Annotated in this window: 21 protein-coding genes; 9 read left to right on the top strand and 12 right to left on the bottom strand. The window is 65.1% G+C overall.

Annotated features, from left to right (window positions below; all coding sequences use genetic code 11):
• Positions 1 to 91: 91 nt before the first annotated feature.
• Positions 92 to 1,225, top strand: a complete 1,134-nt coding sequence (locus tag BH95_RS08360) for an acyl-CoA dehydrogenase family protein (protein ID WP_020112157.1) — start codon at positions 92 to 94, stop codon at positions 1,223 to 1,225.
• Positions 1,226 to 1,261: 36 nt separating this feature from the next.
• Here BH95_RS08360 and BH95_RS08355 read toward each other — a convergent pair whose 3' ends face one another.
• A complete protein-coding gene (locus BH95_RS08355) occupies positions 1,262 to 1,861 on the bottom strand; it encodes a hypothetical protein (protein WP_019666178.1) in 600 nt (199 codons plus the stop codon).
• Positions 1,862 to 1,972: 111 nt separating this feature from the next.
• On the opposite strand from BH95_RS08355, the gene BH95_RS08350 reads away from it, so the two are divergent.
• Both BH95_RS08350 and BH95_RS08345 read left to right on the top strand, forming a co-directional pair.
• Positions 1,973 to 3,175, top strand: a complete 1,203-nt coding sequence (locus tag BH95_RS08350; RefSeq protein WP_019666177.1) for an NAD(P)H-binding protein — start codon at positions 1,973 to 1,975, stop codon at positions 3,173 to 3,175.
• Entirely contained in the window at positions 3,175 to 3,885 is a 711-nt protein-coding gene (locus tag BH95_RS08345; protein WP_019666176.1) for a CPBP family intramembrane glutamic endopeptidase, read from the top strand. Before BH95_RS08350 ends, BH95_RS08345 begins: the two co-directional genes overlap by 1 nt.
• Here the strand turns inward: BH95_RS08345 and BH95_RS08340 are convergent.
• Positions 3,865 to 4,920 (bottom strand): acyl-CoA dehydrogenase family protein, encoded by a 1,056-nt coding sequence (locus BH95_RS08340; protein WP_033190507.1) that lies wholly within the window; start codon positions 4,918 to 4,920, stop codon positions 3,865 to 3,867. The genes BH95_RS08345 and BH95_RS08340 overlap by 21 nt on opposite strands.
• A gap of 76 nt (positions 4,921 to 4,996) precedes the next feature.
• Here BH95_RS08340 and BH95_RS08335 point away from each other — a divergent pair, with 76 nt between their 5' ends.
• Positions 4,997 to 5,434, top strand: coding sequence for an Lrp/AsnC family transcriptional regulator (locus BH95_RS08335; RefSeq protein WP_019666174.1), 438 nt, complete (start codon positions 4,997 to 4,999; stop codon positions 5,432 to 5,434).
• Positions 5,431 to 6,519: a lysylphosphatidylglycerol synthase transmembrane domain-containing protein gene (locus tag BH95_RS08330; RefSeq protein WP_019666173.1), complete on the top strand. Its 1,089-nt coding sequence runs from the start codon at positions 5,431 to 5,433 to the stop codon at positions 6,517 to 6,519. The genes BH95_RS08335 and BH95_RS08330 overlap by 4 nt, the downstream gene beginning before the upstream one ends.
• On the opposite strand, the gene BH95_RS08325 is transcribed toward BH95_RS08330, so the two are convergent.
• Positions 6,468 to 9,173 carry a molybdopterin-dependent oxidoreductase gene (locus tag BH95_RS08325; protein WP_027498878.1) on the bottom strand — a complete coding sequence of 902 codons (2,706 nt, stop codon included), beginning with the start codon at positions 9,171 to 9,173 and terminating at the stop codon, positions 6,468 to 6,470. The two genes, BH95_RS08330 and BH95_RS08325, sit on opposite strands and share 52 nt — an antisense overlap.
• A complete protein-coding gene (locus tag BH95_RS08320) occupies positions 9,167 to 9,982 on the bottom strand; it encodes an FAD binding domain-containing protein (protein WP_020112152.1) in 816 nt (271 codons plus the stop codon). The genes BH95_RS08325 and BH95_RS08320 overlap by 7 nt, the downstream gene beginning before the upstream one ends.
• Positions 9,983 to 10,226: 244 nt before the next feature.
• Here BH95_RS08320 and BH95_RS08315 point away from each other — a divergent pair, with 244 nt between their 5' ends.
• Both BH95_RS08315 and BH95_RS08310 read left to right on the top strand, forming a co-directional pair.
• Positions 10,227 to 11,777 (top strand): PucR family transcriptional regulator, encoded by a 1,551-nt coding sequence (locus BH95_RS08315; protein ID WP_231383864.1) that lies wholly within the window; start codon positions 10,227 to 10,229, stop codon positions 11,775 to 11,777.
• 10 nt (positions 11,778 to 11,787) lie between these two features.
• Positions 11,788 to 12,417, top strand: coding sequence for a DUF2461 domain-containing protein (locus tag BH95_RS08310; RefSeq protein WP_019666168.1), 630 nt, complete (start codon positions 11,788 to 11,790; stop codon positions 12,415 to 12,417).
• A 10-nt stretch (positions 12,418 to 12,427) separates the two neighbouring features.
• Here BH95_RS08310 and pucL read toward each other — a convergent pair whose 3' ends face one another.
• The 4 genes from pucL to BH95_RS08290 are packed head-to-tail and all read right to left on the bottom strand — an operon-like array spanning position 12,428 to position 16,090.
• On the bottom strand, positions 12,428 to 13,348 hold the full coding sequence (pucL, locus tag BH95_RS08305; protein WP_020112150.1) for a factor-independent urate hydroxylase: 921 nt from the start codon (positions 13,346 to 13,348) through the stop codon (positions 12,428 to 12,430).
• Between the two features lies 1 nt (position 13,349).
• Positions 13,350 to 13,676 (bottom strand): hydroxyisourate hydrolase, encoded by a 327-nt coding sequence (uraH, locus tag BH95_RS08300; protein WP_019666166.1) that lies wholly within the window; start codon positions 13,674 to 13,676, stop codon positions 13,350 to 13,352.
• Complete coding sequence (gene uraD, locus BH95_RS08295) at positions 13,673 to 14,176, bottom strand: 2-oxo-4-hydroxy-4-carboxy-5-ureidoimidazoline decarboxylase (protein ID WP_019666165.1); 504 nt, start codon at positions 14,174 to 14,176, stop codon at positions 13,673 to 13,675. Before uraD ends, uraH begins: the two co-directional genes overlap by 4 nt.
• A gap of 9 nt (positions 14,177 to 14,185) precedes the next feature.
• Complete coding sequence (locus tag BH95_RS08290; protein ID WP_020112149.1) at positions 14,186 to 16,090, bottom strand: solute carrier family 23 protein; 1,905 nt, start codon at positions 16,088 to 16,090, stop codon at positions 14,186 to 14,188.
• A 179-nt stretch (positions 16,091 to 16,269) separates the two neighbouring features.
• Between BH95_RS08290 and BH95_RS08285 the strand changes: the two genes are divergently transcribed.
• Both BH95_RS08285 and BH95_RS08280 read left to right on the top strand, forming a co-directional pair.
• Positions 16,270 to 16,803, top strand: a complete 534-nt coding sequence (locus BH95_RS08285) for a nucleotidyltransferase family protein (protein WP_020112148.1) — start codon at positions 16,270 to 16,272, stop codon at positions 16,801 to 16,803.
• Between the two features lie 30 nt (positions 16,804 to 16,833).
• Complete coding sequence (locus BH95_RS08280) at positions 16,834 to 17,403, top strand: ATPase AAA (protein WP_037181927.1); 570 nt, start codon at positions 16,834 to 16,836, stop codon at positions 17,401 to 17,403.
• Positions 17,404 to 17,464: 61 nt separating this feature from the next.
• Here the strand turns inward: BH95_RS08280 and nhaA are convergent, their stop codons facing one another.
• The 4 genes from nhaA to BH95_RS08260 form a co-directional block, all read right to left on the bottom strand.
• Positions 17,465 to 18,613: a Na+/H+ antiporter NhaA gene (nhaA, locus tag BH95_RS08275; protein WP_020112146.1), complete on the bottom strand. Its 1,149-nt coding sequence runs from the start codon at positions 18,611 to 18,613 to the stop codon at positions 17,465 to 17,467.
• Positions 18,614 to 18,748: 135 nt separating this feature from the next.
• Positions 18,749 to 19,450, bottom strand: coding sequence for a haloacid dehalogenase type II (locus BH95_RS08270; protein ID WP_020112145.1), 702 nt, complete (start codon positions 19,448 to 19,450; stop codon positions 18,749 to 18,751).
• On the bottom strand, positions 19,447 to 19,878 hold the full coding sequence (locus BH95_RS08265; RefSeq protein WP_020112144.1) for a DUF1707 SHOCT-like domain-containing protein: 432 nt from the start codon (positions 19,876 to 19,878) through the stop codon (positions 19,447 to 19,449). Before BH95_RS08265 ends, BH95_RS08270 begins: the two co-directional genes overlap by 4 nt.
• Positions 19,879 to 19,915: 37 nt before the next feature.
• Positions 19,916 to 21,709 (bottom strand): acetyl/propionyl/methylcrotonyl-CoA carboxylase subunit alpha, encoded by a 1,794-nt coding sequence (locus BH95_RS08260; protein ID WP_019666159.1) that lies wholly within the window; start codon positions 21,707 to 21,709, stop codon positions 19,916 to 19,918.
• Positions 21,710 to 21,812: the final 103 nt, after the last annotated feature.

Here is a 21,812-nt window from a genome sequence, read left to right as displayed (position 1 = left end):
TTTGCCTGGTAGAACGGTGGGTAGTGAGCACGAGGTTGCGAATTCGATTCCCTTTGTCTGCCATGCGAATTTCAAATTGTTAGGGAGAGTCATGACTGCATTGATGGTTCGAGAACGCGAAATTCTGGAACAATACATTCCGGGTTTACTGGATTATCTGGACCGCACGCCACTGAAAGACCTCGAAAGCAGGGACGGCGAAGCAATCGCCAAATTCAAGGAGTTCGGCGGCACCTCGCTCATCGTTCCCACGGAGCTGGGCGGCAGCGGCGCCTCCGCGCTCGACGCCGTGCGCGCACAGCGGGCGATCGGATCGAGATCTCCGTCGCTCGGAGCGGCGACGACCATGCACCATCTGTCGATCGCGTCGCTCAACGAGTTCGCCAAGGGAGCCAGCGAAGAAGATCGTGCGCTGATGAAATCGCTCATCGAGCAGAAGGCCGTGATCGCGTCGGGGTTCTCGGAAGGCACCCCGGGGGGCAGCGTCTTCATTCCCACGATGAAGGCGAAGCGGGTGGGCGACGTGTACGTGATCAACGGAAGCAAGAAGCCCTGCAGCCTGTCCGGTTCGATGGATCTGTTGACGGCCAGCGTCGAGGTCGAAGGTGTCGGCGCGAAGGACGGCGAACGCGCAGTTGCCTTGATCCCCGCGTCGCTCGACGGAGTGTCCGTCACGAAGTTCTGGGAGACACCGTTCCTCGAAGGCTCGCAGAGCGACGAGGTCGTTCTCCGCGATGTCGAGGTACCGGCGGATCTGGTGCTGCTCAACAGCGACGACGACCCGGACGGTGTCCACGAGATGACCGGGTACCTGTGGTTCGGGATGTTGATCAGCGCCAACTACCTCGGGGCGGCGACGATGCTGTTGGAGAAGATGCTTGCGCAGGACAAGGGTGACTACGAGGGTTACACCCGAGCCGCGGCGGAGATCGAGAACAGCATCGCGGCGATCGAGAGCGTGGCACGTGCCGTCGACGACGGTGAGCGAGGCCAGGACATCTCCGCGCGACTGCTGTTCTGCCGCATAGCTATTCGGGATGCGCTGGTTCGGGCGAGTTCGACGGCGATGGAGTCCCTCGGCGGAATCGGATTCATCACCTCGCCCGACATCGGGTACCTCGCAGCTGCGTTGCAGGCCTACGCGTTTCACCCGCCGTCCAGGCGCTCCATCTCCGAGACCCTCGCGAAGTACCACGGTGGTGACGAGTTCGCGTTCGTCAAGTAGTCCCGGAGTGATCGAGTCGAGGAGGGCCGCGGACGATCAGTCGCGGCCTTCCTCTTCGTCGAGTCGATCCTGGCCTCGGTTGCGGAAGAACTTGAACCCGGGTATCCCGATCACTGCGCGACGGACATCCTTTGTCACGCCGAGCAATTCGTGGATCTCCGGTGCGACGGAATCGAGGGTTGCCAGGATGGGTATGACGGCTTCCATGTGCTCGACGAGCCCGGGGAGTTGGTCGACCATGGCGATGGCCGCATCGACTTCGTTCTCGTCGAGGTGGTCGACGAACTTCTTCGCGAACGGCGCGGAGCGCTGCGCTATCGGGTCGAACAGTTCGACCAGCTGCAGTGCCGTCACCGACGCCTTGGACGCAGAGTCGACCACACCTTCCGCCGAACGGGTGGTCGTCGCGGCCTCGGCGACGACAAGCTCGGCAGCGTCGACGACGGCGTCGATTCGGGCCATCAGTGCCGTCACCTCGTCGAGAAGCGCCTCGATCCGGCCGGGAAGCCCCAGTGCGAAGACGGCAGTGTCCCGGGTCCACCGCACCCCGTACCGCACCACGTCGAGTCCGATCCTCGCAGCGACGAGGCCGCCGGCAGGATCGGGAAGCCGCACGCCTGCGAGCACCAACGCCATGTGTCAAACAATGCCACACCACCTCTGTCCACCAACGCACACCGCGCCCGGCAGTGCGGCGCCGAGCACACCTTCGGCACAACTCTCGCGAGCCGGTTAGCCTTGGCGAGCATGAGAGTTCTCGTGACGGGGGCAAGTGGTTACATCGGTTCGCGTCTGGTCGCCGCGTTGCTCGACGACGGCGACACCGTCGTGGCCGCGTCACGTCGGCCGGACAGCCTCGATCGCTTCGACTGGCGACACGAGGTGGAGACGGTGGCGCTCGATGCAGGCGACACGAGCTCGCTGGCCGACGCGTTCGAGGCTGCCGGAGACATCGATACCGCGTACTACCTGGTGCACGCGATCGGCCAGGAGGACTACCGAGCCCAGGACCTGCGCTCGGCGGGGCAGTTCGCCGAAGCGGCGGCAGCGGCCGGTGTCAGGAGAATCGTCTATCTCGGTGGTTTCGCTCCGGAAGGTGAAGCGCTGTCCGAGCATCTCGGCAGCCGCGCCGACGTCGGCGAAGCACTCGACGTCGACGGCGTGGAGGTGGTGTGGCTCAAGGCCGCCATCGTCCTCGGCGCAGGCTCGACGTCCTACGAAATGCTCCGCTATCTCGCCGACCGACTGCTGGTGCTGCCGCTACCGAGCTGGCTGAACCGGCCCGTGCAGCCCATCGCCGTCGACGACGTTCTGTTCTACCTGCTGGCCTCCAGGCAGGAGGTGCCCGCGGGTGCGTACGACATCGGGGGGCCCGACGTCGTGCCCTACCGAGACTTACTGTTCGCGTACGTCGACGCCGCCGGCCTGACGCGGATCGGGGTGTCCGCTCCCGGCGTCCCCACCGGCCTCGCAGGTCGCGTGATCGGCAAGATCATCCCCGTCCCCGACGCTCTGGCCGAGGACCTCGTTCATTCCCTTCACAACACGATGACGGCGACCGAAAGTCGAATCGTCGATCTCGTCGGAGAGAAGGAGGGCGGGCGGACCACGATCGACGAAGCGATGCGCCGCAGCGTTCTCGGCACCGTCGGTGAGCCGCCGGGAGTTCGTGCATCCAAGGATCCGCTCCGGCTCGCGCACACCGACGCGGTCTGGAGTGGCGGCGACGCAATCGGCATCCGCCGCTACGGCGTCGCAGCATCCTCCGACGAGACGTGGAGCTTGCTCGAAGCCCTCGGTGCACGCAAGATGCTCTACTCGTGGCCGGTGGCAGCGGTGGTGCGCACCAACCTCGACGTGGTCGGTGGTGTTTCGGAACGCGCGAGATCGGTGATACGACGCGTGCGCGGGGGATCGAACGACGAACACGGCGGGGACGAGGAGGCTTGATGGCGACGTGGCAGACCACGGTGGTCGACGTGATGAAGTCCGCGCTCGTGGACAAGGTCGACCGTGATCACCGGCAGTCCGATCGCGCTTTCCTTCGCCGACGCATCGTCGTCGGCATCACACTCGTCGTCGGAGCAGTTCTTCTCGGTGTGTCGCTGTCGGTGAGCCCGGGGGACAACGCCTTCTACCCGCTGACGATCGCGCTGGCGGCTACGTGGATCATCGGCGGATTCGTCTCCGGCCCGTTGCACCTCGGGCGAATCACGTTCAACGGCTCGATGCGTCGGCCGATCATCACACCGATTCTCATCGGTCTCGCTGCCGGCGGTGTGTTCGTCGTCGGCGGTCTCGTCGTTCGCCAGATTCCGCCCCTCGCGGACTTCGTCGCCAACGTGTTGGCGCACGCCACGATGGGGTCGATGGGCCTGATCGTGTTCATCACGCTCCTGAACGGTGTGGCCGAGGAGATCTTCTTTCGTGGCGCACTCTTCGCCGCCATCGGACGCCGCAAGCCGGTTCTGATCTCGACGCTCGTCTACACGGTCGTCACCCTCGCCAGCGGCAACCCGATGCTCGCGTTCGCCGCCATCACCCTGGGGTTCGTCCTGGCGCTCCAGCGCCGCTCCTCCGGCGGCATCCTGGCGCCGATGCTGACTCACGTCGCCTGGTCGACAGTGATGGTGTTCGCTCTACCGCCACTCTTCGTCTGACGGCCACCGTCCGCTCCTGCCTGCGGGGTCGCCTTGCAAGGTCCGGAGTAGTTCGGCTTTGATCTGGGGCCGTCCCGCGCCGACGAGGGTGAACGTAGCCTCCCGCACCAGCCGCTCCGGCGTGCCGTGCCCGACGATTGCTCCCGAACCGGTGGCGGTCACCAGCGCAGCCGCCGCCCGCATCGCCAGTTCCGACGCTTCCGCCCGCGCCGCGAACATGTCGTACGTGCCGGCGAGGGCGTCGTCGAATGCAGCGCGACGCTGGGAATGAGAGCGGCGAAACGATGAGGTATCGGTTCCGATGTCGTCCATCTGAGTGATGGCGCGACGTGCGACACCCATCGCCATGCACCCGTTCAGATACGACCCGTAGATCTGTCCGGACTGGAACTCCTCGTCCGTCACGACGGACACGACCTGAGAATCGTCCACCTCGACGCCGTCGAACAGCAGCCGGACCGTGTTGCTCGCGTCGACGGCGATCAGCGTCAGGCGTTCGACCTCGATACCGGCCGCATTCGTGGCCGGGATGACGAGGTGCACGATGGAATCGTCGAACTCGTCGCGCGCGGATACCTGAAGGATGTCGACTATGCCCCATCCCGTGACGAACGGCGCGTGCCCGTCCAACACGTAGCCGGTGTCGGTTCGGCGCGCATACAGCTTGGGCGGCCGCGGTATCGCGCCTGCGAAGGCAACACCCGCCTTGACGGATCCATCGATCACGCCGTCGAGATACCGTGTGCGCAACGACGTGTTGCTCGAGTGGGAGAGCGACATGACGACGCCGTTGTGCTGCATCCAGGTGAAGGTGGTTGCCAGGCAACCGGCGCAGAGGGTTTCGACGACGAGCGGCAACTCGTCCGGCCCCAGCGGTTCACCGCGGTCGGATGCGAGCCCGTAGAAGCCCTCCGCCGCCAAGATTTCGAAATGGCTGGAGGGGATCTCACCGTCGGCGTCGACGGAGTCGGCGGCAGGGAACAGTACCGAATCGGCAAGTTCACGAGCACGCTCCGGCCAGGACGACACGGACACATCCTAGCCCGCTCCCGGTGCGGATTTCCGGTAGTCCAGTCCGCCGAAACCGGGCGTTCTGGGCTACATTGCGCAGGTGAGCGAAAATCTCGACCGGATCGACCGGTTGATCATCGACGAACTCGTCGCAGACGGCCGCGCGACCCTCGCGACTCTGGCCGACAAGGCAAGCCTGTCGGTGTCGGCGGTGCAATCGCGTGTACGCCGTCTGGAATCGAGACGAGTCATTCGCGGCTACACCGCACAGGTCGACTCGGAAGCGTTGGGCCGGCCGCTGTCTGCGTTCGTTGCGATCACCCCGATCGATCCGGCGCAGCCCGACGATGCGCCTGCCCGCCTCCGGCACATCACCGCGATCGAGTCGTGTCACTCGGTCGCCGGTGAGGAAAGCTACGTCCTGTTGGTGCGAACCTCGTCGCCGCGTGCACTCGAACAACTGCTCCAAGACATTCGAGCTACCGCGAACGTTCGTACCCGCAGCACCATCATTCTGCAGACGTTCTACGACCGATGACGCGTTCTGGAGTGCGCAAGGTTGTCTCCGCCGTCCTGTCGTACGGGGTGGTCGGACTGGTGATGTGGCTCCTCTACCGGACCGTCGGTAACTCCGGTTCAGTGTCCGACGCCATCGGGTCCATCTCCCTCACCCACGTTCTCGTCGTCTCCGGTCTCGGCCTCGTCTACCTCGCATCGATGTTCAAGCCCATGACCTACACTCTCCCGGGGCTCGACCTGCCGCGTGCCGGGGTAGCACGAACCGCGTCGTCGGCGCTCGCCAACACTGTGCCCGAAGGCGGCACCGTCGCAACCGGATTGACGTTCGCGATGTATCGATCGTGGGGGTTCACGCTCGCCGCGAGCACGACCTCCATTCTCGCCGTGGGGTTGTGGACCAATCTTTCGCGCTACGGAGTCATGGCGATCGCGCTCGTCGTACTCGTCGTGTTCGGCTCGGTGTCCGGGTCGGTGGTGTGGATTGCCGTCGGCGCGTGCGTGGTCGTGACGGCCATCTGCGCATCGATCGGATGCATCCTGAGCAGCGATCGGTTCGCTCGCGCCCTCGGTCGGCTGCTCACACGGATGCGCGGTGCCGTGGCCGAGCGCATCACCAGAATCCAACCTCGGGACATGGAAGAGCAGATCGCCATCTTCCGTGCCGATCTGCTCGCCGAAGTCCGGACGTCCTGGAGGTCACTGACCGCCACGATGGTGTTGACGCAGGTACTCGGCGCGACAGTGCTCGGTGTGTCGGTTCGGATGGCCGGTCTGGGTCACGACGACATCGGGTGGGACAGAATCTTCGTGGCGTTCGGAGCGATGTCGCTCGCAGCGTTCGTTGCCCCGACGCCGGGTGGCCTCGGGGTCGCCGAGGCCGCGTTGATCGCCGTGCTCGGGGTCGGGTTGTCCACCGGTCAGCAGGCGGAACTCGTTGCGGCTGTTCTGGTGTTCCGATTCGCGACGTGGTTCCTGCCCATTCCCATCGGCCTCGTGTCCTACCTCTACTGGCGTCTGACGAAGAACTGGAAGGTCTTCCAGTCGCCCCGTTCTCAGCCGTCGAGTGAGCGCCACACCCGATCCGAGGAGAGCGGAAGGGCATGAAGCCGTGATCCGATGGCGTCCTTGATCGCATTCGCCAGCGCCGGGGCGACCGGGTTGTACGGTGATTCGCTCATCGACTTGGCGCCGAACGGGCCGAGCTGGTCGTAGGTGTCGGCGAAGTACACCTCGGTCGGAGGTATGTCGGCGAACTGCGGGACGTGGTAGCTGCGAATGGAATCGGTGACGACCGTCCCCGCGCCGTCGGTCTGGATCTCCTCGTACAACGCCGAACCGATGCCCTGAGCCACGCCGCCTTCGACCTGGCCACGGCACTGTTGAGGATTCATGACGGTGCCTGCGTCGGCGCTCTGGATCGACTGCAGGATTCGGACGGTGCCGGTGCTCTCCTCGACTGCGACGCGGAAGGCGTGAACGTTGAACGCCAACGATCGGGGGACCCCGCCACTGTCACCCGACGCGGTCAGTGTTCCGCCCGCGTCGGCGAGGACGTCGGGCAGGGACATGAAGCGATCCTCGCAGTGCACACCCTCCGGCCCGAGGATGCATGCCTCCGGCGCGACGCCGAACGCCGACGCGGCAACACCGCGAATGCGCTCGGAGAGGAGCAGGACCGCTGCTAGGAGCGCTTTGCCCGCCACGACGGTCCCGGCCGAACCGAAGGCACCCGTGTCGTATGTCGCGGAATCGGTGTCGGACTGCCGGACAACGATCCGGTCGGGGGACGTGGCGAGTTCCGTCGCGGCGATCTGCGTGTGCACCGTCGTCGTCCCGTTGCCGAACTCTGCTGTGCCGATGCCGATCTCGTAGGTTCCGTCGCGGCCGAGCGATACGGTGACCTCCGCGAAGTGCCCACGCGGCGGGATGGTTGCGATCATCGCGATCGCCATTCCCTCGCCGACCTTCCATCCCGGTGGAGCACCGACACCGTTGCCCTCCCTCAACGCGCGCTCTGCCAGGTCGAGACACTGGTCGAGGCCGTAGCTGCCGAACATCAGATCGTCTCCCTCGACGTGCGCGGCCACGAGGGGATCACCCGGCACCACGACATTGCGGCGTCGGAACTCGAAGGGATCGATGTCCAGGTCGCGTGCCAGATCGTCGATCGCGGACTCGACCGCGAAGATCACCTGTCCCAGCCCGTACCCGCGGAACGCGCCGGACGGAATGTTGTTGGTGTAGACGGACTTCGCGTCGACCCGCTTGTTGGCGCATCGGTAGACGGCGACCGATTCTCCGCACCCGTGGAACATGACGCCGGGGGAGTGGTTTCCGTACGCCCCTGCGTCGGTCACCACATCCACCGCCAGCGCGGTCAGGACGCCGTCGGCGGTGCCCGCCACCGTGACGTCGACCTGGAACGGGTGACGGCACGGTGAGACGGTGAACTCGTCGCCACGGGTGAACTCGAACTGGACGGGCGAGCCCGTTCTCAACACTGCGAGCGCAACGATGTCCTCGGTCAGCAACTCCTGCTTCCCTCCGAACCCACCGCCGACGCGGGCGGTGAACACCCGGACGCGGTCGGGGCGAAGACCGAAGATCTCGCAGATCTCGTTGCGCACCAGAAACGGAACCTGAGTGCTCGTCCGTAGCGTCAGGCGTCCGGAGTCGTCCATCCATCCGATCGTGCCGTGCGTCTCGAGATGCACGTGCTGGATTCGCTGTGTGGTGAATCGGCCGGTGACGACGGCATCGGCATCGGCGACGGCCGCGTCCACATCGCCGGTGCCACCGTGCAATTCGGCAACGAGATTGCGCGACGGGTCCGCGATCCGCGACTCCTGGCCCTTGTCCGCATGTACGAGCGGCGCCCCGGGAAGCGACGCCGCTGCGGGATCGAACACCGCAGGCAGTACCTCGTACTCCACCACGAGCGCTCGGCATCCCGCTTCGGCATCGGCCAGGGTCTCTCCGACGACCACCGCGACGCGTTGCCCCTTGAAGCGCATCACCGTGTCGATCACGCGAGTGTCGTCCGGGTCGTCCGTCCGTTGTTCGTGGCGGGCGGTGGAGAACAGCCGGTCCGGGCTGTCCGCGGAGGTGAGGACCAGTCTGACTCCGGGTAGTGCCTCGGCGACCGACGTGTCGATCGACACCACTCTCGCGTGTGGATGCGGACTGCCCAGAACACTGGCGTGCAGGAGCCCGGCCGGCTTGATGTCCAGTGTGTAGTCCTCGGTTCCCGTGACGATTCGCGTTGCCGCAGGAGCAGACAGCGACCGACCCGACGACGGACCGTCGGTGACCTTCTCGGTGTTCACCACGCCGCGCACCGCGTCGGCGATACTGCGATACCCGGTGCAGCGGCACAGGTTGCCCTTCAGCTTCTGCGCAAGATCGTCGCGGGGCAGATCCGTTTCATCGTCGAGCGTCGACGCAGTGACCACCATCCCCGCAGTGCAGAAACCGCACTGGAAGCCTCCCGCCTCGACGAATCGTCGCTGGACAGGATGCAGGTCCTCGGGCGTGCCCAGCCCCGCGACCGTGGTCACTTGCCGATCGACGGCACGAAACGCCGGAAAGATGCAGGAATGTACCGGCTCTCCGTCGACGAGAACCGAACAGGCGCCGCAGTCTCCGGCGTCGCACCCCTTCTTGACCTCGAAATGCGCGTGATCACGCAGCAGAGTGCGCAGGCATTGCCCTGGGCGAGGGGAACATTCGGTGGGTGTGCCGTTGATGCCGACTAGCACGTCAGTTCCTCCAGAATCTCCGCAGCCGAGCCGATGGTGATGTGTCGGCGCCAATCCGGCGCTCCGTGGGGGTCGCCGTACCAGGCAGTGTCGGGAATACTCCCGGCGAGCGCTCCTCTCAGCTCGTCCTGGCTCGGCAGCCCAGGAAAGCGGAGTACGTACGGGCGCCTCGTCGCGGCCGTCACGCTGACGACGAACTGTTCGTTGGTATCGCGACGCCCGACGACCACCGCCGCGGAACGTCCGAGCGGAGAGAGAGCAATCTTCCGGAACGCGGTTGTCGCGGAGAGTGCCTCGGAGGTGAAGCGAACGCTGCGCAGCACGTCGCCCACCCGCAGGGCGTTCTCGTGCGGCCCGGTCACCAAGTCGACCACCGGGACGGTGTACTCGGAACCGTCGTCGGCCCAGACCGTCGCGACGCCGTCCAGAGCCGTCGCGAGTGAGATCATCGCACCCGCGGGTAGAGAGAGACAGATGTTGCCGCCGACGGTGGCGACCTTCCAGATCTTGAACGACGCGAGCAATGCTGTCGCACACTGCTCGAACAACACCGTCGCCGGCCAGTCCCGTTCGAAGGTCGCCGTCGCCAGTGTCTCGATCGTGCAGGTCGCCGCGACGGTCAATCCGGCGTCGTCCACCACGAGCGGCGGCCAACCCAGACCGGTGATGTCGACCAGACGCGTCAGATGGTCCTGTTTCTCCGACATCAACCAGGTTCCACCGGCGATGACCGCACTGTCGTCGCGGCCGGGAGGAACATCGGACCGCATGCGCGGAATCACCACGTCGGCAATCGTTCCCAGGTCCATCCGTCACCGCCTTCGTGTGCCGCAGGAGCGGAGCCTGCGGAGTGACCATCGTGTGCCGCAGGAGCGGAGCCTGCGGAGTGACCATTGTGCTCCGCAGGAGCGGAGCCTGCGGAGTGACAATGTGCGAACTCTAGTGAACATCTGTTACGGCGGCGGCGTACTGATGCGATACGACCGAAACGCGACCGAAACACTCCGCGGTTATTGTCCGTTCCTACAAAGCCGGGGAACATCGGAGGTGAACATGCAGGTCAAAGACCTGCTCGCGGTTCCGGAATTTGGCATCCGCATGCTGACCACGGACACGGAGGCGTACGAGCGAACCGTCAAGTGGACGTTCACGACCGATCTACCGGATCCGTCTCGCTACATCGCGGGCGGCGAGTTGGTCATCACCGGACTCGTGTGGCGCCGAGCGCCCGAGGATTCGGACGCGTTCGTTCGGGCAGTGTTCGGCTCGGGCGCTGTGGCATTGGCAGCCGGTGAGGGGTTGCTCGGTCACGTTCCGGTCGATCTCGTCGACGCGTGCGAGCGGCACGGACTGCCCCTGCTCGCCGTACCGGCGTCGGTGTCGTTCGGCGATCTGACGGAGTTTCTCGTCGACCGGGTGTCGGGCGACAGGATCGCCGCGTTGAACACCTCGCTCATGCGACAACGACAGCTCCTGACGGCTGTCGCCGACGGCCGTGCCCTCGACGAGCTGGCCGTCCACACCACACGCGAGACCGGGATGCAGTGCTCGATCTTCACCGCGACCGGGCGTCGACTCGTCGTCGAAGCGACCCCCTTCTCCGACGAGGACGTCGATGCGCTGACCCGCTGCGCCCTGTCCGCCGACAGCCTGCCCGCGACGGTCACCCTCGCAGGAGGCCGCGTCCACAGCATCTTCGGTGTCGGTGCGGCGCTGTCCACCAGAGCGATGCGCTGGTTCCTTGCCGTCTCCGGTGACTACCGGACCTTCGGTCCGGCGATCTCCGACGCCCTCGGTCAGCTCGCGTCGATCGCTGCTCTCGACCGCGCTCGCAGGGAGGAAGGCCGCCTCGTGCGACGCGAAATCGCCGACCAGGCCGTGCGATTGCTGGAAGAGGACTGGTCGACATCGGAGACGCTCGTACGGCTTCGCCAAGCCGGCGTCGATCCCGAACAACCACTCGTCGTGATCAGTGCGGTCTTCGTCGGTCGAGGTGACATGCACGAACTGCTCAGGACCGTTCTGTCGGACACTCTGACGTCCTTCGGCGGTGGATGCGTCGGTGGCGGAAGCCGCGGCGACATAGTGGGGATCGTGACAACCAAAGCCGTCGACATCGTGCCCGTTCTCCGGACGAGATTGCGCAGGCTGGCCGCCGGGATCGGGAGGAGCAGGCTCGTCGTCGGCGTCAGCTCCGAGGTGACGGGCTCGGCACTGGAAGGTGCGGTTCAATCCGCTCGTCACGCGTCCGACGTGGCGAGGGCGAGCGAGAAACAGGTCGCTGTCGTCGCCGCGGGCGATCTGGACTCGGCGGTCTCGCTGGTGTCGATTCTTCCCGACCGTGTCCGACGCGACTATGCCGAGCGTGTCCTCGGTCCGGTGCTTCGGTACGACGGCGACTCCGGACTACTCGACACCCTGCGTGAGTTCCTGGCCCAGGGCGGTTCGTGGAACAGGACAGCCGACGTGCTTCACGTCCATCTCAACACGGTCCGCTACCGGATCAAACGCGTCGAAGAACTGCTCGGCCGCGATATGGCGTCCACTGCGGACCGCGTCGACGTCTACCTGGCTCTGCAATCGGTGGCGCAACCGCACACCTAGAATCGGGCTCATGGCTTTCACGGGGATCCCTTTCGCCGCTCTCGACTTCTACGAGGACCTGGAAGCGGACAACAGCAAAGTGTGGTGGAACGCCCACAAGGACGTCTACCAACACTCGGTGAAGGAACCGATGACGGCGCTTCTCGCCGAACTCGAGTCCGAGTTCGGTCCCGCGAAGATGTTCCGGCCGTACCGCGACGTCCGATTCTCGAAGGACAAGACCCCCTACAAAGCGCACCAGGGTGCGTTCGTCGCGCGGGGCTCGGCCCTGGGGTACTACGTTCAGATCGACCCGGCCGGACTTTTCGTCGCGGGCGGCTTTTATCACGCGGACGCCGACGGAATCGCCCGGTTCCGGGACGCCGTCGACACCGAGGTGCGCGGGACCGAGCTCGAGAACATCGTTGCGGCGATGCAGAAAGCAGGCTTCGAGATCGGCGGCGACCAGCTCAAGACCAAACCGCGAGGTTACGACGCCGACCACCCGCGGATCGAACTGCTCCGCCACAAGACCCTGACCGTCAGCAGGCATTTCGGTTCGCCTGCCTGGCTCGAAACACCGAAAGCCGCTGCACGGGTCCGTGAATCGTGGCGGAAGATGGCCCCTCTCGTCGAGTGGGCCGAGCAGGTTCTGCAGTAGGTACCGGTGCTCAGCCGACCACCGAGTAGGTGCGCCATGCACTGCCGGCGTCCGGGGCATCCTCGCGCTCGACCGTCGCCTGGATCAAACCATAGGGTCGATCGTCGGCGTTGAATACCTCGTTGTCGTTGGGGACACCGAAACGTGCTGTGTCGTAGAGGAAATGATGCTTGTTGGGTGCCGACATCCGAATCTCTGCGATGAACGGATACTTCTGCAGTACCGCCTCACCCATCGCGTACAACGTCTGCTGCAGTGCAAGTGACTGCAGATTGGCGAACCGCTCGATCATCGCGGCCTTCACGCCTGCGTGGACTCCGTCCCAGTCCACGTCGGTGCGAGTGTAGCGCCACTGCGCAGTGAGAGACGTCGCCATCACCCGGTCATGGGTCGGTTCGAGCACGGTCAGCTCGTCCTCGAGGAAGCCCGCGAACTCCGACCCGGTGGACTTGAGGATGATCAGTTCCTTGAAACCGCTGACGACCCACGTCTTCTGGTACTCGCCCTTGCCTTCGACGGTCACCGCGGACGTGCGGATCTCCTCGCCCTTGCGCGTCCACGTGTGGTCGTGCTCGGCTCCGTCGACGACAACACGCTGCCAGGCGTACTCCTCGAGCTCGATGCGGGCGCCCTCGACGGGCTCGACATCGTCGACGTAATGCCGGGCAAGGTCTAGCCCGTAGCTCTCGATGTGCAACAGGCCCTTGGACTTGGCGTACGTGTATGCCGTCTGCTTCTGCGTATCCGTCGGTAGAACATTCGATTGATCGCCGACGAGGTGGGCGGGTGAGAAGTCGCCGCGCAGCGCGCTCGAGACGTTGATGTCGTGGATCTCGTGTCGCGGAGAATCACGGTAGATCCGTACGACTCGGTTCTCGGCTTTGCCGTACTGGTTTGCCCCGAGGACGATCTTGCCGTTCAGGTCGGTCATCTCAGCTCCCGCGATAGGTGGAATAGGCGAACGGGGACAACAACAATGGAACGTGGTAGTGCGCATCCGGGTCGGTCACAGCGAACGAGATGGACACTTCCGGATAGAACGTCGCCGTGCCGTGGACGTCGAAGTAGCTGCCGGTGTCGAAGGACAGGCGGTACGTACCGGTAGCGACCGGACCGGGTACCAGTTCCGGCACCCGTCCGTCGGCGTCGGTGGCCGCCGTCGCGATCTGTCCGTCCACCGGATGGAACAGCGCGACCCGTATCCCCACCGCGGGAGCCCCGGCGACCGCGTCGAGAACGTGCGTGCTGATCCCGCTCACTGCTGCGGCCCCAACACCCGGTTCAGTCGAATTCTGTTGATCTTGGCCAGTTCCACGCGCAGCACCCGTCGCTCGGTCTCGGGGTCGTTCCCCAATCTCTCTTCGAGGATAGCGAGCAACTCCGTCGCCGACCGTCCGGTGGCGCACACCAGGTATACGTGCCCGAACTGTGCTTCGTACTTGCGATTGGCCTCGGCGAGCTCGGCCAGCACATCCGATCCTGCACTCTGGACAGCCGCCTGCTCGCGCTGGGAGGAGCTGTTGTCCGCCCGCCCGCCGATCCGGGGGTGGCCGTCGAGCGCCTGGTCGATCTCCGCTTCCGGGAGTTCGGCGAGCACTCGATCTGCCCGGTCCAGCAGTTGATCTCGGGACGAGAACGGCCGAGACCCGGCGACCCGTCGAGCCCAGATCGACGACGAGCAACACTCGAACAGAGCATGCATCGCCTGCCGGTCCGACAGTTCGTTGAACCCGTCCAGGCCTATCCATTCGTGTAACAACGCATCTCGCTATCTGTGCTCGGTCAGCCGACCGAAGCGGGCGGCGGCGATGGGGTTGGCGTCGGCGACGAGGTCGTCGAAGCGATAGTTCGCGATCTTGGCGATCTCGATCATCGCAAACGATCGCTCGGCCGCGGCTGCATTCTCCATGCGCGACCACCCATTGGCGAGAACTCTGTCGTAGCGTTCGGTCTCCCTGGCACAGATCACGAGCGGAAATCCGAAGTGCTGCCGGTACTCCGCCGCGAGTTGGACGATGCTGTCGTGCTCGTCTTCCTCCAGATTGGACAGGCCGACGTGATCTGCAGCGTGCAGTGTTCCCGTCGCATCCTCACTGCCGAGGTCGGGGTAACTGTTGATCAGCTCCACCTGCTCCTCCGTCGTCCCGGCCAGCAGAGATTCCTGGAACGCCTCCCGCAGGCTGTGCGCGTCGGCGAACGGTGCCTGCTGGTACGCACGCTCGACCACCCATGGTGTGCCCTGAACCAGACCGCCGAACGTCGAGGCGAATTCGTCGGGAATCATTGCGTTGACCTTGTCCAGGGTGATTCCCTTACCCGGTCCACCTGCCACGGCCTGGCCGCGACCACCGAGATGGAAGAACAACACGTTCAACACGATCGCCGTGACGGCTCCGAGGACGATACCGCTGCCGAAGAGCATCTCGAGCCATGCAGGCACGCCCTGGGACACCGTCGGTTGGATCGTCACCAGCATCGCGAGGCCCAGGCTGGTTGCCACGATGATCAAATTGCGGTGGTCGGTGAAATCGACCTTGGACAGCGTCTGGATTCCCACCACGGCAACCGTCGCGAACAGAGCCAGCGCCGCACCGCCGAGCACGGGCGGCGGAATCGACGCAACGACCGCGGCGGTTTTCGGCAGTAGCCCCAGCAGGATCATGATTGCGCCCGCCGCTGCCACGACCCACCGGCTCCGAACTCCGGTGAGACGCACCAGCCCGACGTTCTCCGAGAATGCGGTGTAGGGGAACGAGTTGAACGTCCCGCCGATCACCGTCGCCACGCCGTCCGCGCGCAGGGTTGCCGCTATGTCGTCCTTCTTGATCCGCTTCCCGACTATTTCGCCGGTGGCATAGACACTTCCGGTGGTTTCGACGGCAATGATCAGCATGACGACGATCATCGAGATGATCGCGATGAAGCTGAACTTCGGCGCGCCGAACAGGAACGGCTGCGTGAAGCCCACCCACGATGCTTCACCGGTGCCGTCGAAGCTCATGTCTCCCAGAACGAATGCGACGGCGCTCCCGATCACCAAACCGAGCAACACCGCGATGGTCGCCATGAATCCTTTGAAGAAGCGCTGAATCAGCACGATGATCAGCAGGGTGCCGATGGCGTACGCCATCCACCGTCCGTTCGTCGGATCCTGCTCGTGCGTAGCGGGATTGGTCACCGCATCGTTGACGGCGACGGGGAGCAGTGCGACGCCGATGATCGTGATCACCGTCCCGGTCACGACGGGCGGAAAGAACCTCAGAAGCTTGCTGAAATACGGTGCCATGAAGAACGTGACGAGGCCCGCGACGATGACGGCTCCGTAGACGTACAGCAACCCCTCGGTGCCGCCGCCGTTCGCCATCGCGATCGCGATCACCGGTGACACTCCGGCAAACGTCACGCCCTGCAGAAGCGGGAGGCGAACGCCGATCTTCCAGAACCCCACGGACTGAATGATCGACGCGATCCCGCACGTGAACAGGTCGGCATTGATCAGGTGGATCAACTGTTCGTTGGTCAGTCCGATCGCGCTGCCGATGATGATCGGCACCAGTACGGCGCCCGCGTAGAACGCGACGACATGTTGAAAGCCGTACGCAGCGAGTTTGGGGACGGGCAACACTTCGTCGACAGGATGAACACGGCGACGCTTGATCGGGAGAACGGACATGTGGACACCTCGCGGTAGCGAACAGGAATCGAAGTCCTGCCACGCTGCAGGAGAAGTGGTAACAGAATCCGCCATCGCGGGAGATGTCGCGAGTCGAGCGGGCACAATAATGATCGGCTGTCCGGCCGTAGTCGTTGTGCGAATGTCCAAACGGAGGGTGCGCAGTGGTTCCAGATGCAGTGGTTCCAGATGCAGTGGGAGTGCTGCTGGCCGCAGGTGCCGGACGCCGATACGGCTCACCCAAGGTCCTCGCCCACGACGGTGACTGGCTGGCAGCGGCCGTCCAGGCATTGGTGGACGGAGGCTGCGCCGAGGTCGTGGTCGTCCTCGGTGCCGCCGACACCGACGTTCCCGCCCCCGCTCGCGCCGTGTATGCAGCCGACTGGCAGGAAGGGATGAGCGCATCGCTGAAGGCCGGGCTCGCCGCGGCAGGTGACGCAGCCTTCGCCGTCGTCCACGTGGTGGACACTCCCGACGTCGGCGAGGAGGTGGTGCGCGCAGTCCTGGCAGCGGCAGACGCCACCGGGCTCGCACGAGCAGTGTTCGACGGTTCCCCCGGTCACCCGGTGGTGTTCGGACGCGAGCACTGGGCCGCAGTCGCCGCCGGCGCAACGGGAGACAAGGGCGCCCGAGAATTTCTCCGCAACCGCGACGACGTCATCGCCGTCGAATGTTCGCGCTGGGCAACCGGTGTGGATCACGATCATCGATGAAGCCGTACCCGGGTTGGTACCGTGATTGCCGTGATTCTCGGCCCCGACGACCCGATTCCATACCAGCCTGAACGAATTCTGGTCGCCGGGACGGCCGGTGCGGGTAAGACCACGCTCGCCGGGCTCATCGGAGAGTGCCTCGGCATCGAACACATCGAGATCGACGCGTTGTATCACGGACCCGGTTGGATCCCGCGTGAGTCGTTCGAAGCCGACGTCGACGCGTTCTCCGCTCGCCCGAGATGGGTCACCGAATGGCAGTACTCCCTTGTCCGCGACCGTCTTGCCGACCGTGCGGATCTCGTCGTCTGGCTCGACCTGCCGCGGCGCGTTGTCATGAAGCAGGTCGTCGTCAGGACCGTTCGGCGGCGGTTGCGGCGAGAGATCCTGTGGAACGGCAACATCGAGCCGCCGCTGCACCGGATCTTCGTCGAACGCGACCACATAGTTCGCTGGGCATGGACCACTTACCACCGCAATCGTTCGAAGGTTCGGTCGATGGCTGTTCGTCGCCCCGACATGCCTGTGGTGCGTCTGCGAAGCCGTGCCGACGTCGACACCTGGGTCGCGGGGGCCTGTGCGGGCACGTCGCGCCGCTAGCCCGATGCTGCGGTTCGGGTGTCGGATGCTTCGCGTTCCTGGATTGCAGAAACCTCGGAGCTCAACCTCGGCTCCGATAGTTTCGACTTCGGACGAGCAACCACACCGAGCCGAGGACGGCTGCGACGAGGGATCCGGTGAGCACACCGACCTTTGCGTGTTCGCCTTCCAGAGTGCCTGTTCCGAAACCGAGATCGGCGATCAGCAGTGAAACCGTGAAACCGATGCCCGCGAGCAGTGCGACACCCACGAGATCGGGCCAGCGGAGGTCGTCGTCGAGCCTGAAACCCGGAAGGCGGGACATCAGCCAGGTGGTGGCCAGGATCCCGACGGGCTTGCCGATAACCAACGCCACGATGATGCCCAGGGCGACCGGGTCACCGTACGCAGAGGCGAGGCCGCTCGCACCGCCGACGTGGACACCGGCTGCGAAGAACGCGAACAGCGGAACTGCGAAGCAGGACGACCACGGTGTCAGGGTGTGTGCGAGTCGTTCGCTGGTGCCACCGCGCACAGGAACGCAGAATCCGAGCAGCACACCGGCGATGGTCGCGTGCACTCCCGACGCGTGCATCAGACCCCACGTCGCCAGGGCCAGGGGGACCAGGATCCACCCTGTAGCGAAGCCGCGTCGGTACGCGAACGCGAACAGCGCTGCCGCGATCAGTGCACCCACGAGAGTGAGTACCGAAATGGACTGGGTGTATCCCAGCGCGATGATGGCGACGGCGATCAGATCGTCGACGACAGCCAGCGTCAGCAGAAACAGTCGGACCGGCGGCGGGAGTTTGGATCCGACAAGAGCGAGGACGGCGACCGCGAACGCGATGTCCGTGGCTGCGGGCACCGCCCACCCTGTCGAGACGCCCTCGGCAGCAGGGATGTTGATGGCAAGGTAAAGACAGGCGGGAACGAGAACGCCGCCCACCGCCGCCGCGATCGGGACGGCCGCGGTTCGCGGATTGCGGAGGTCGCCGGCGACGAATTCACGGGCGAGTTCCAACCCGACGACGAAGAAGAACAGGGCAAGTACCCCATCGGCCGCCCACTGAGTGATCGACAGATGGAGGTGCAGTGTCGACGGGCCGATACTGAAATCGCCCAGAATGGAGTAGCTTTCGGACCAGGCGCTGTTCGCCCAGGTCAGCGCGGCGACCGTCGCGAGTAGAAGGAGCGCGCCACCGGTGGTGTCGCGGCGAAGAATGTGCATGAGTCACCGAAATCCGTGAGTGAAGAGAACGAGGCGTCGGACATCGGTGACTGCGGGGGAGGGCAGCCGGCGAGCAACTGCCCCCACGTGGAGATGTACCCGTTGGTGCCGAGGTGTGTGTGCGCGTCGATCATGTCAGGAATCTCGGCGTCCGAGCACGTCGGCGAGTTCGGTGATCGAGTCGAGGCTGTAGGTCCAGTCCGACTCGGCGATGAGGTCGGTGGTCTGGGACGGACCATGCTCGGTGGGGCGGGCGATGAAGGCGGTCTGGAATCCGCATGCACGCGCCGCGTCGAGGTCACTGTTGTGCGCGGCAACCATCATGCAGTGCTCCGGTGGGACACCGAGGATGTCGGCGGTGCGTAGGTATGCCTCGGGGCTCGGCTTGTAGGCGCGCACCGGCTCGGCGCCGAGTATCGCGTCCCACGGCAATCCTGCGTTCTTCGCCATGTCCAACAGCAGCGAGATGTTGCCGTTGGACAGGGGAGCGATCACGAACTGCGATTTCAACCGCGAGAGCCCGGAGACCGAGTCCGGCCACGGCGTCAGTCGATGCCAGACAGTGTTCAACCTAGCGACGGCCTCGGCGGGCAAGTGCACACCGAACTCGTCGAGTACGGTCCGCAGGCTTTCGAGGTGAAGCACGTCGAGACGGACGAACTCCCGCGCGCCGGATCGGACGTCCTCCATCGATGGTTGATAGAGACTGCGCCAACGGTCGGCGAACGCGTACGAATCGACGTCGCCAGGCAGTGCGTCGGCGCAGTGCGCGGCAACGCTGGTTCTCCAATCGACGACCGTGCCGAAGACGTCGAAGAGAAGTATCTTCGCCGTCACCGATCGCGCCGCCTGGAGCGATCGCCACCGAACAGCAGGGCACCGGTCAGAGGAATGAGAAGGAAGAACAACCAGCTGTTGGACACCGGTACGACGAAGAACAGGATCAGCGCAACGATCGGTGCCGCCGCCATGGTGGCTTTTCGCCAATCCCAGCCGTCCACCACGGCCGGGGCTGCCGGCTCGATCGCAGGCTCTGCGGACTTGGAGATGTCGAGCGGCCGGGACGCCGTAGGAGCCAACGAGGGCGTGGGAAGGTCGGTGAAGACCGAATCCAGCTCGCCGCGGGTTGTCGCTGCAGTCACCACCGCGCTGCGCTCGTCGAATTCCGGAAGCGTCAGGCGTCCGTCGCTCAGGTGCTGACTCAGGTTGGAGAGCGCCTGCTCGCGTTCGGCGGTACCAATGCGAACGTCCGGGTTGTCGGCCATGACAGACAGACTAACCCGGACGTCGCTTTCTTTCGTACTACTTCAGTTCTGCGAGGACGGTGCCCTGGGTGATGGCGGATCCTGGTTGGACGGCGAGGCCGGTCACTGTGCCTGCTTTGTGGGCGTTGACGGGGTTTTCCATTTTCATGGCTTCGAGCACGGCGATGAGGTCGCCTTCGGCGACTTCTTGTCCTTCTTCGACGGCGACCTTGACGACGGTGCCTTGCATGGGTGCGGTGACAGCGTCACCGGAGGCAGCTCCGGCGCCTGCGCCGCCGCGTGTGCGGGGCTTGGGCTTGCGGCGAATTGCACCGTCGGTCGCACCTGCGCCGCCGCCGAGGGAGAACTGGCCGGGCAGGGACACCTCGACGCGTCGGCCTCCGACCTCGACGACGACGGCCTGGCGCGGCAGCGCCTCGTCCTCGTCCAACGCTTCGCCTGCGGTGAACGGGGGTACCTGGTTGTCCCATTCGGTTTCGATCCAGCGGGTGTGGACGTCGAAGGATTCTCCGTCACCGATGAATGCGGGATCGGAGACGACGGCCGCGTGGAACGGGATGACCGTGGCGAGGCCTTCGACCTTGAATTCGGCCAACGCGCGACGCGAACGCGCGAGGGCTTCCTCGCGGGTGGCGCCGGTGACGATCAGCTTGGCGAGCATGGAGTCGAACTGGCCACCGATGACCGAGCCGGATTCGACACCGGAGTCCACGCGCACACCGGGACCGGACGGCGCGACGAACGTGGTGACCGGGCCGGGAGCGGGCAGGAAGCCGCGGCCTGCGTCCTCACCGTTGATGCGGAACTCGAACGAGTGTCCACGCGGGGCGGGATCTTCGGTAATGGAGAGCTCTTCGCCGTTGGCGATGCGGAACTGCTGCAGCACCAGGTCGATGCCGGAGGTCTCTTCGGTGACGGGGTGCTCGACCTGAAGTCGGGTGTTGACCTCGAGGAAGGAGACCAGGCCGTCCTGGCCGACGAGGTATTCCACGGTCCCGGCGCCGTAGTAACCGGCCTCTTTGCAGATGGCCTTGGCGGAGGAATGGATCTCGGCGCGCTGGGCGTCGGTGAGGAACGGTGCCGGTGCTTCCTCGACGAGCTTCTGGAAGCGGCGCTGCAGGGAGCAGTCGCGGGTGCCTGCGACGACGACGTTGCCGTGCTGGTCGGCGATGACCTGTGCTTCGACGTGGCGGGGCTTGTCGAGGTAGCGCTCGACGAAGCATTCACCGCGACCGAACGCTGCGACGGCTTCGCGGGTGGCGGAGTCGAACAGCTCGGGGATCTCTTCGCGGGTGCGGGCGACCTTCATACCGCGGCCGCCGCCGCCGAAGGCGGCTTTGATGGCGATGGGGAGGCCGTGTTCGTCGGCGAAGGCAAGGATTTCCTCGGCGTCCTTCACCGGTTCTGCGGTGCCGGGAACGGAGGGTGCTTTGGCGCGGGCGGCGATGTGGCGGGCGGTGACTTTGTCGCCGAGGTCGCGGATGGATTGGGGGGAGGGTCCGATCCAGATCAGGCCTGCGTCGATGACGGCCTGGGCGAAGTCGGCGTTTTCGGAGAGGAAGCCATAGCCGGGGTGGATGGCGTCGGCACCGGACTTGGCTGCGGCGCCCAAGAGTTTGTCGATGACCAAATACGATTCCGCCGAGGTCTGGCCGCCGAGGGCGAAGGCTTCGTCGGCGAGGCGGACGTGGGGGGCGTCGGCGTCGGGTTCTGCGTAGACCGCGACACTTCTCAGGCCTGCATCTGCTGCTGCTCTGATCACCCGAACTGCAATCTCGCCGCGATTAGCGACGAGGACCTTGGTGATATGCGCACTGGCATGGCTGGGCACTGAGCCTCCTGTGGTGTCGAGTGTTCCGTGCTGGCCGTTTCGTGCCGCACTGGTACGAGCGTCTCTTCGGAGTTTAAGCACAGCCCCGAAGACAACCGAAACT

It is taken from the genome of Rhodococcoides fascians A44A, from assembly GCF_000760735.1.
In the GTDB taxonomy this organism is placed as follows: Bacteria; Actinomycetota; Actinomycetes; order Mycobacteriales; family Mycobacteriaceae; genus Rhodococcoides; species Rhodococcoides fascians_E.
Note: the sequence above shows the minus strand (reverse complement) of the source record. Positions and strands in the feature narration are given on the sequence as shown.

Excerpts from the sequence above, each read along its gene's own strand:
- BH95_RS08265 (WP_020112144.1), bottom strand. The coding sequence starts at position 19,878 with ATGGCCGACAACCCGGACGTTCGCATTGGTACCGCCGAACGCGAGCAG.
- BH95_RS08320 (WP_020112152.1), bottom strand. The coding sequence starts at position 9,982 with ATGGACCTGGGAACGATTGCCGACGTGGTGATTCCGCGCATGCGGTCC.
- BH95_RS08360 (WP_020112157.1), top strand. The coding sequence starts at position 92 with ATGACTGCATTGATGGTTCGAGAACGCGAAATTCTGGAACAATACATT.
- BH95_RS08310 (WP_019666168.1), top strand. The coding sequence starts at position 11,788 with ATGGCTTTCACGGGGATCCCTTTCGCCGCTCTCGACTTCTACGAGGAC.
- BH95_RS08345 (WP_019666176.1), top strand. The coding sequence starts at position 3,175 with ATGGCGACGTGGCAGACCACGGTGGTCGACGTGATGAAGTCCGCGCTC.
- BH95_RS08355 (WP_019666178.1), bottom strand. The coding sequence starts at position 1,861 with ATGGCGTTGGTGCTCGCAGGCGTGCGGCTTCCCGATCCTGCCGGCGGC.
- pucL (WP_020112150.1), bottom strand. The coding sequence starts at position 13,348 with ATGACCGACCTGAACGGCAAGATCGTCCTCGGGGCAAACCAGTACGGC.
- BH95_RS08290 (WP_020112149.1), bottom strand. The coding sequence starts at position 16,090 with ATGTCCGTTCTCCCGATCAAGCGTCGCCGTGTTCATCCTGTCGACGAA.
- BH95_RS08330 (WP_019666173.1), top strand. The coding sequence starts at position 5,431 with ATGACGCGTTCTGGAGTGCGCAAGGTTGTCTCCGCCGTCCTGTCGTAC.
- BH95_RS08350 (WP_019666177.1), top strand. The coding sequence starts at position 1,973 with ATGAGAGTTCTCGTGACGGGGGCAAGTGGTTACATCGGTTCGCGTCTG.
- BH95_RS08315 (WP_231383864.1), top strand. The coding sequence starts at position 10,227 with ATGCAGGTCAAAGACCTGCTCGCGGTTCCGGAATTTGGCATCCGCATG.
- nhaA (WP_020112146.1), bottom strand. The coding sequence starts at position 18,613 with ATGCACATTCTTCGCCGCGACACCACCGGTGGCGCGCTCCTTCTACTC.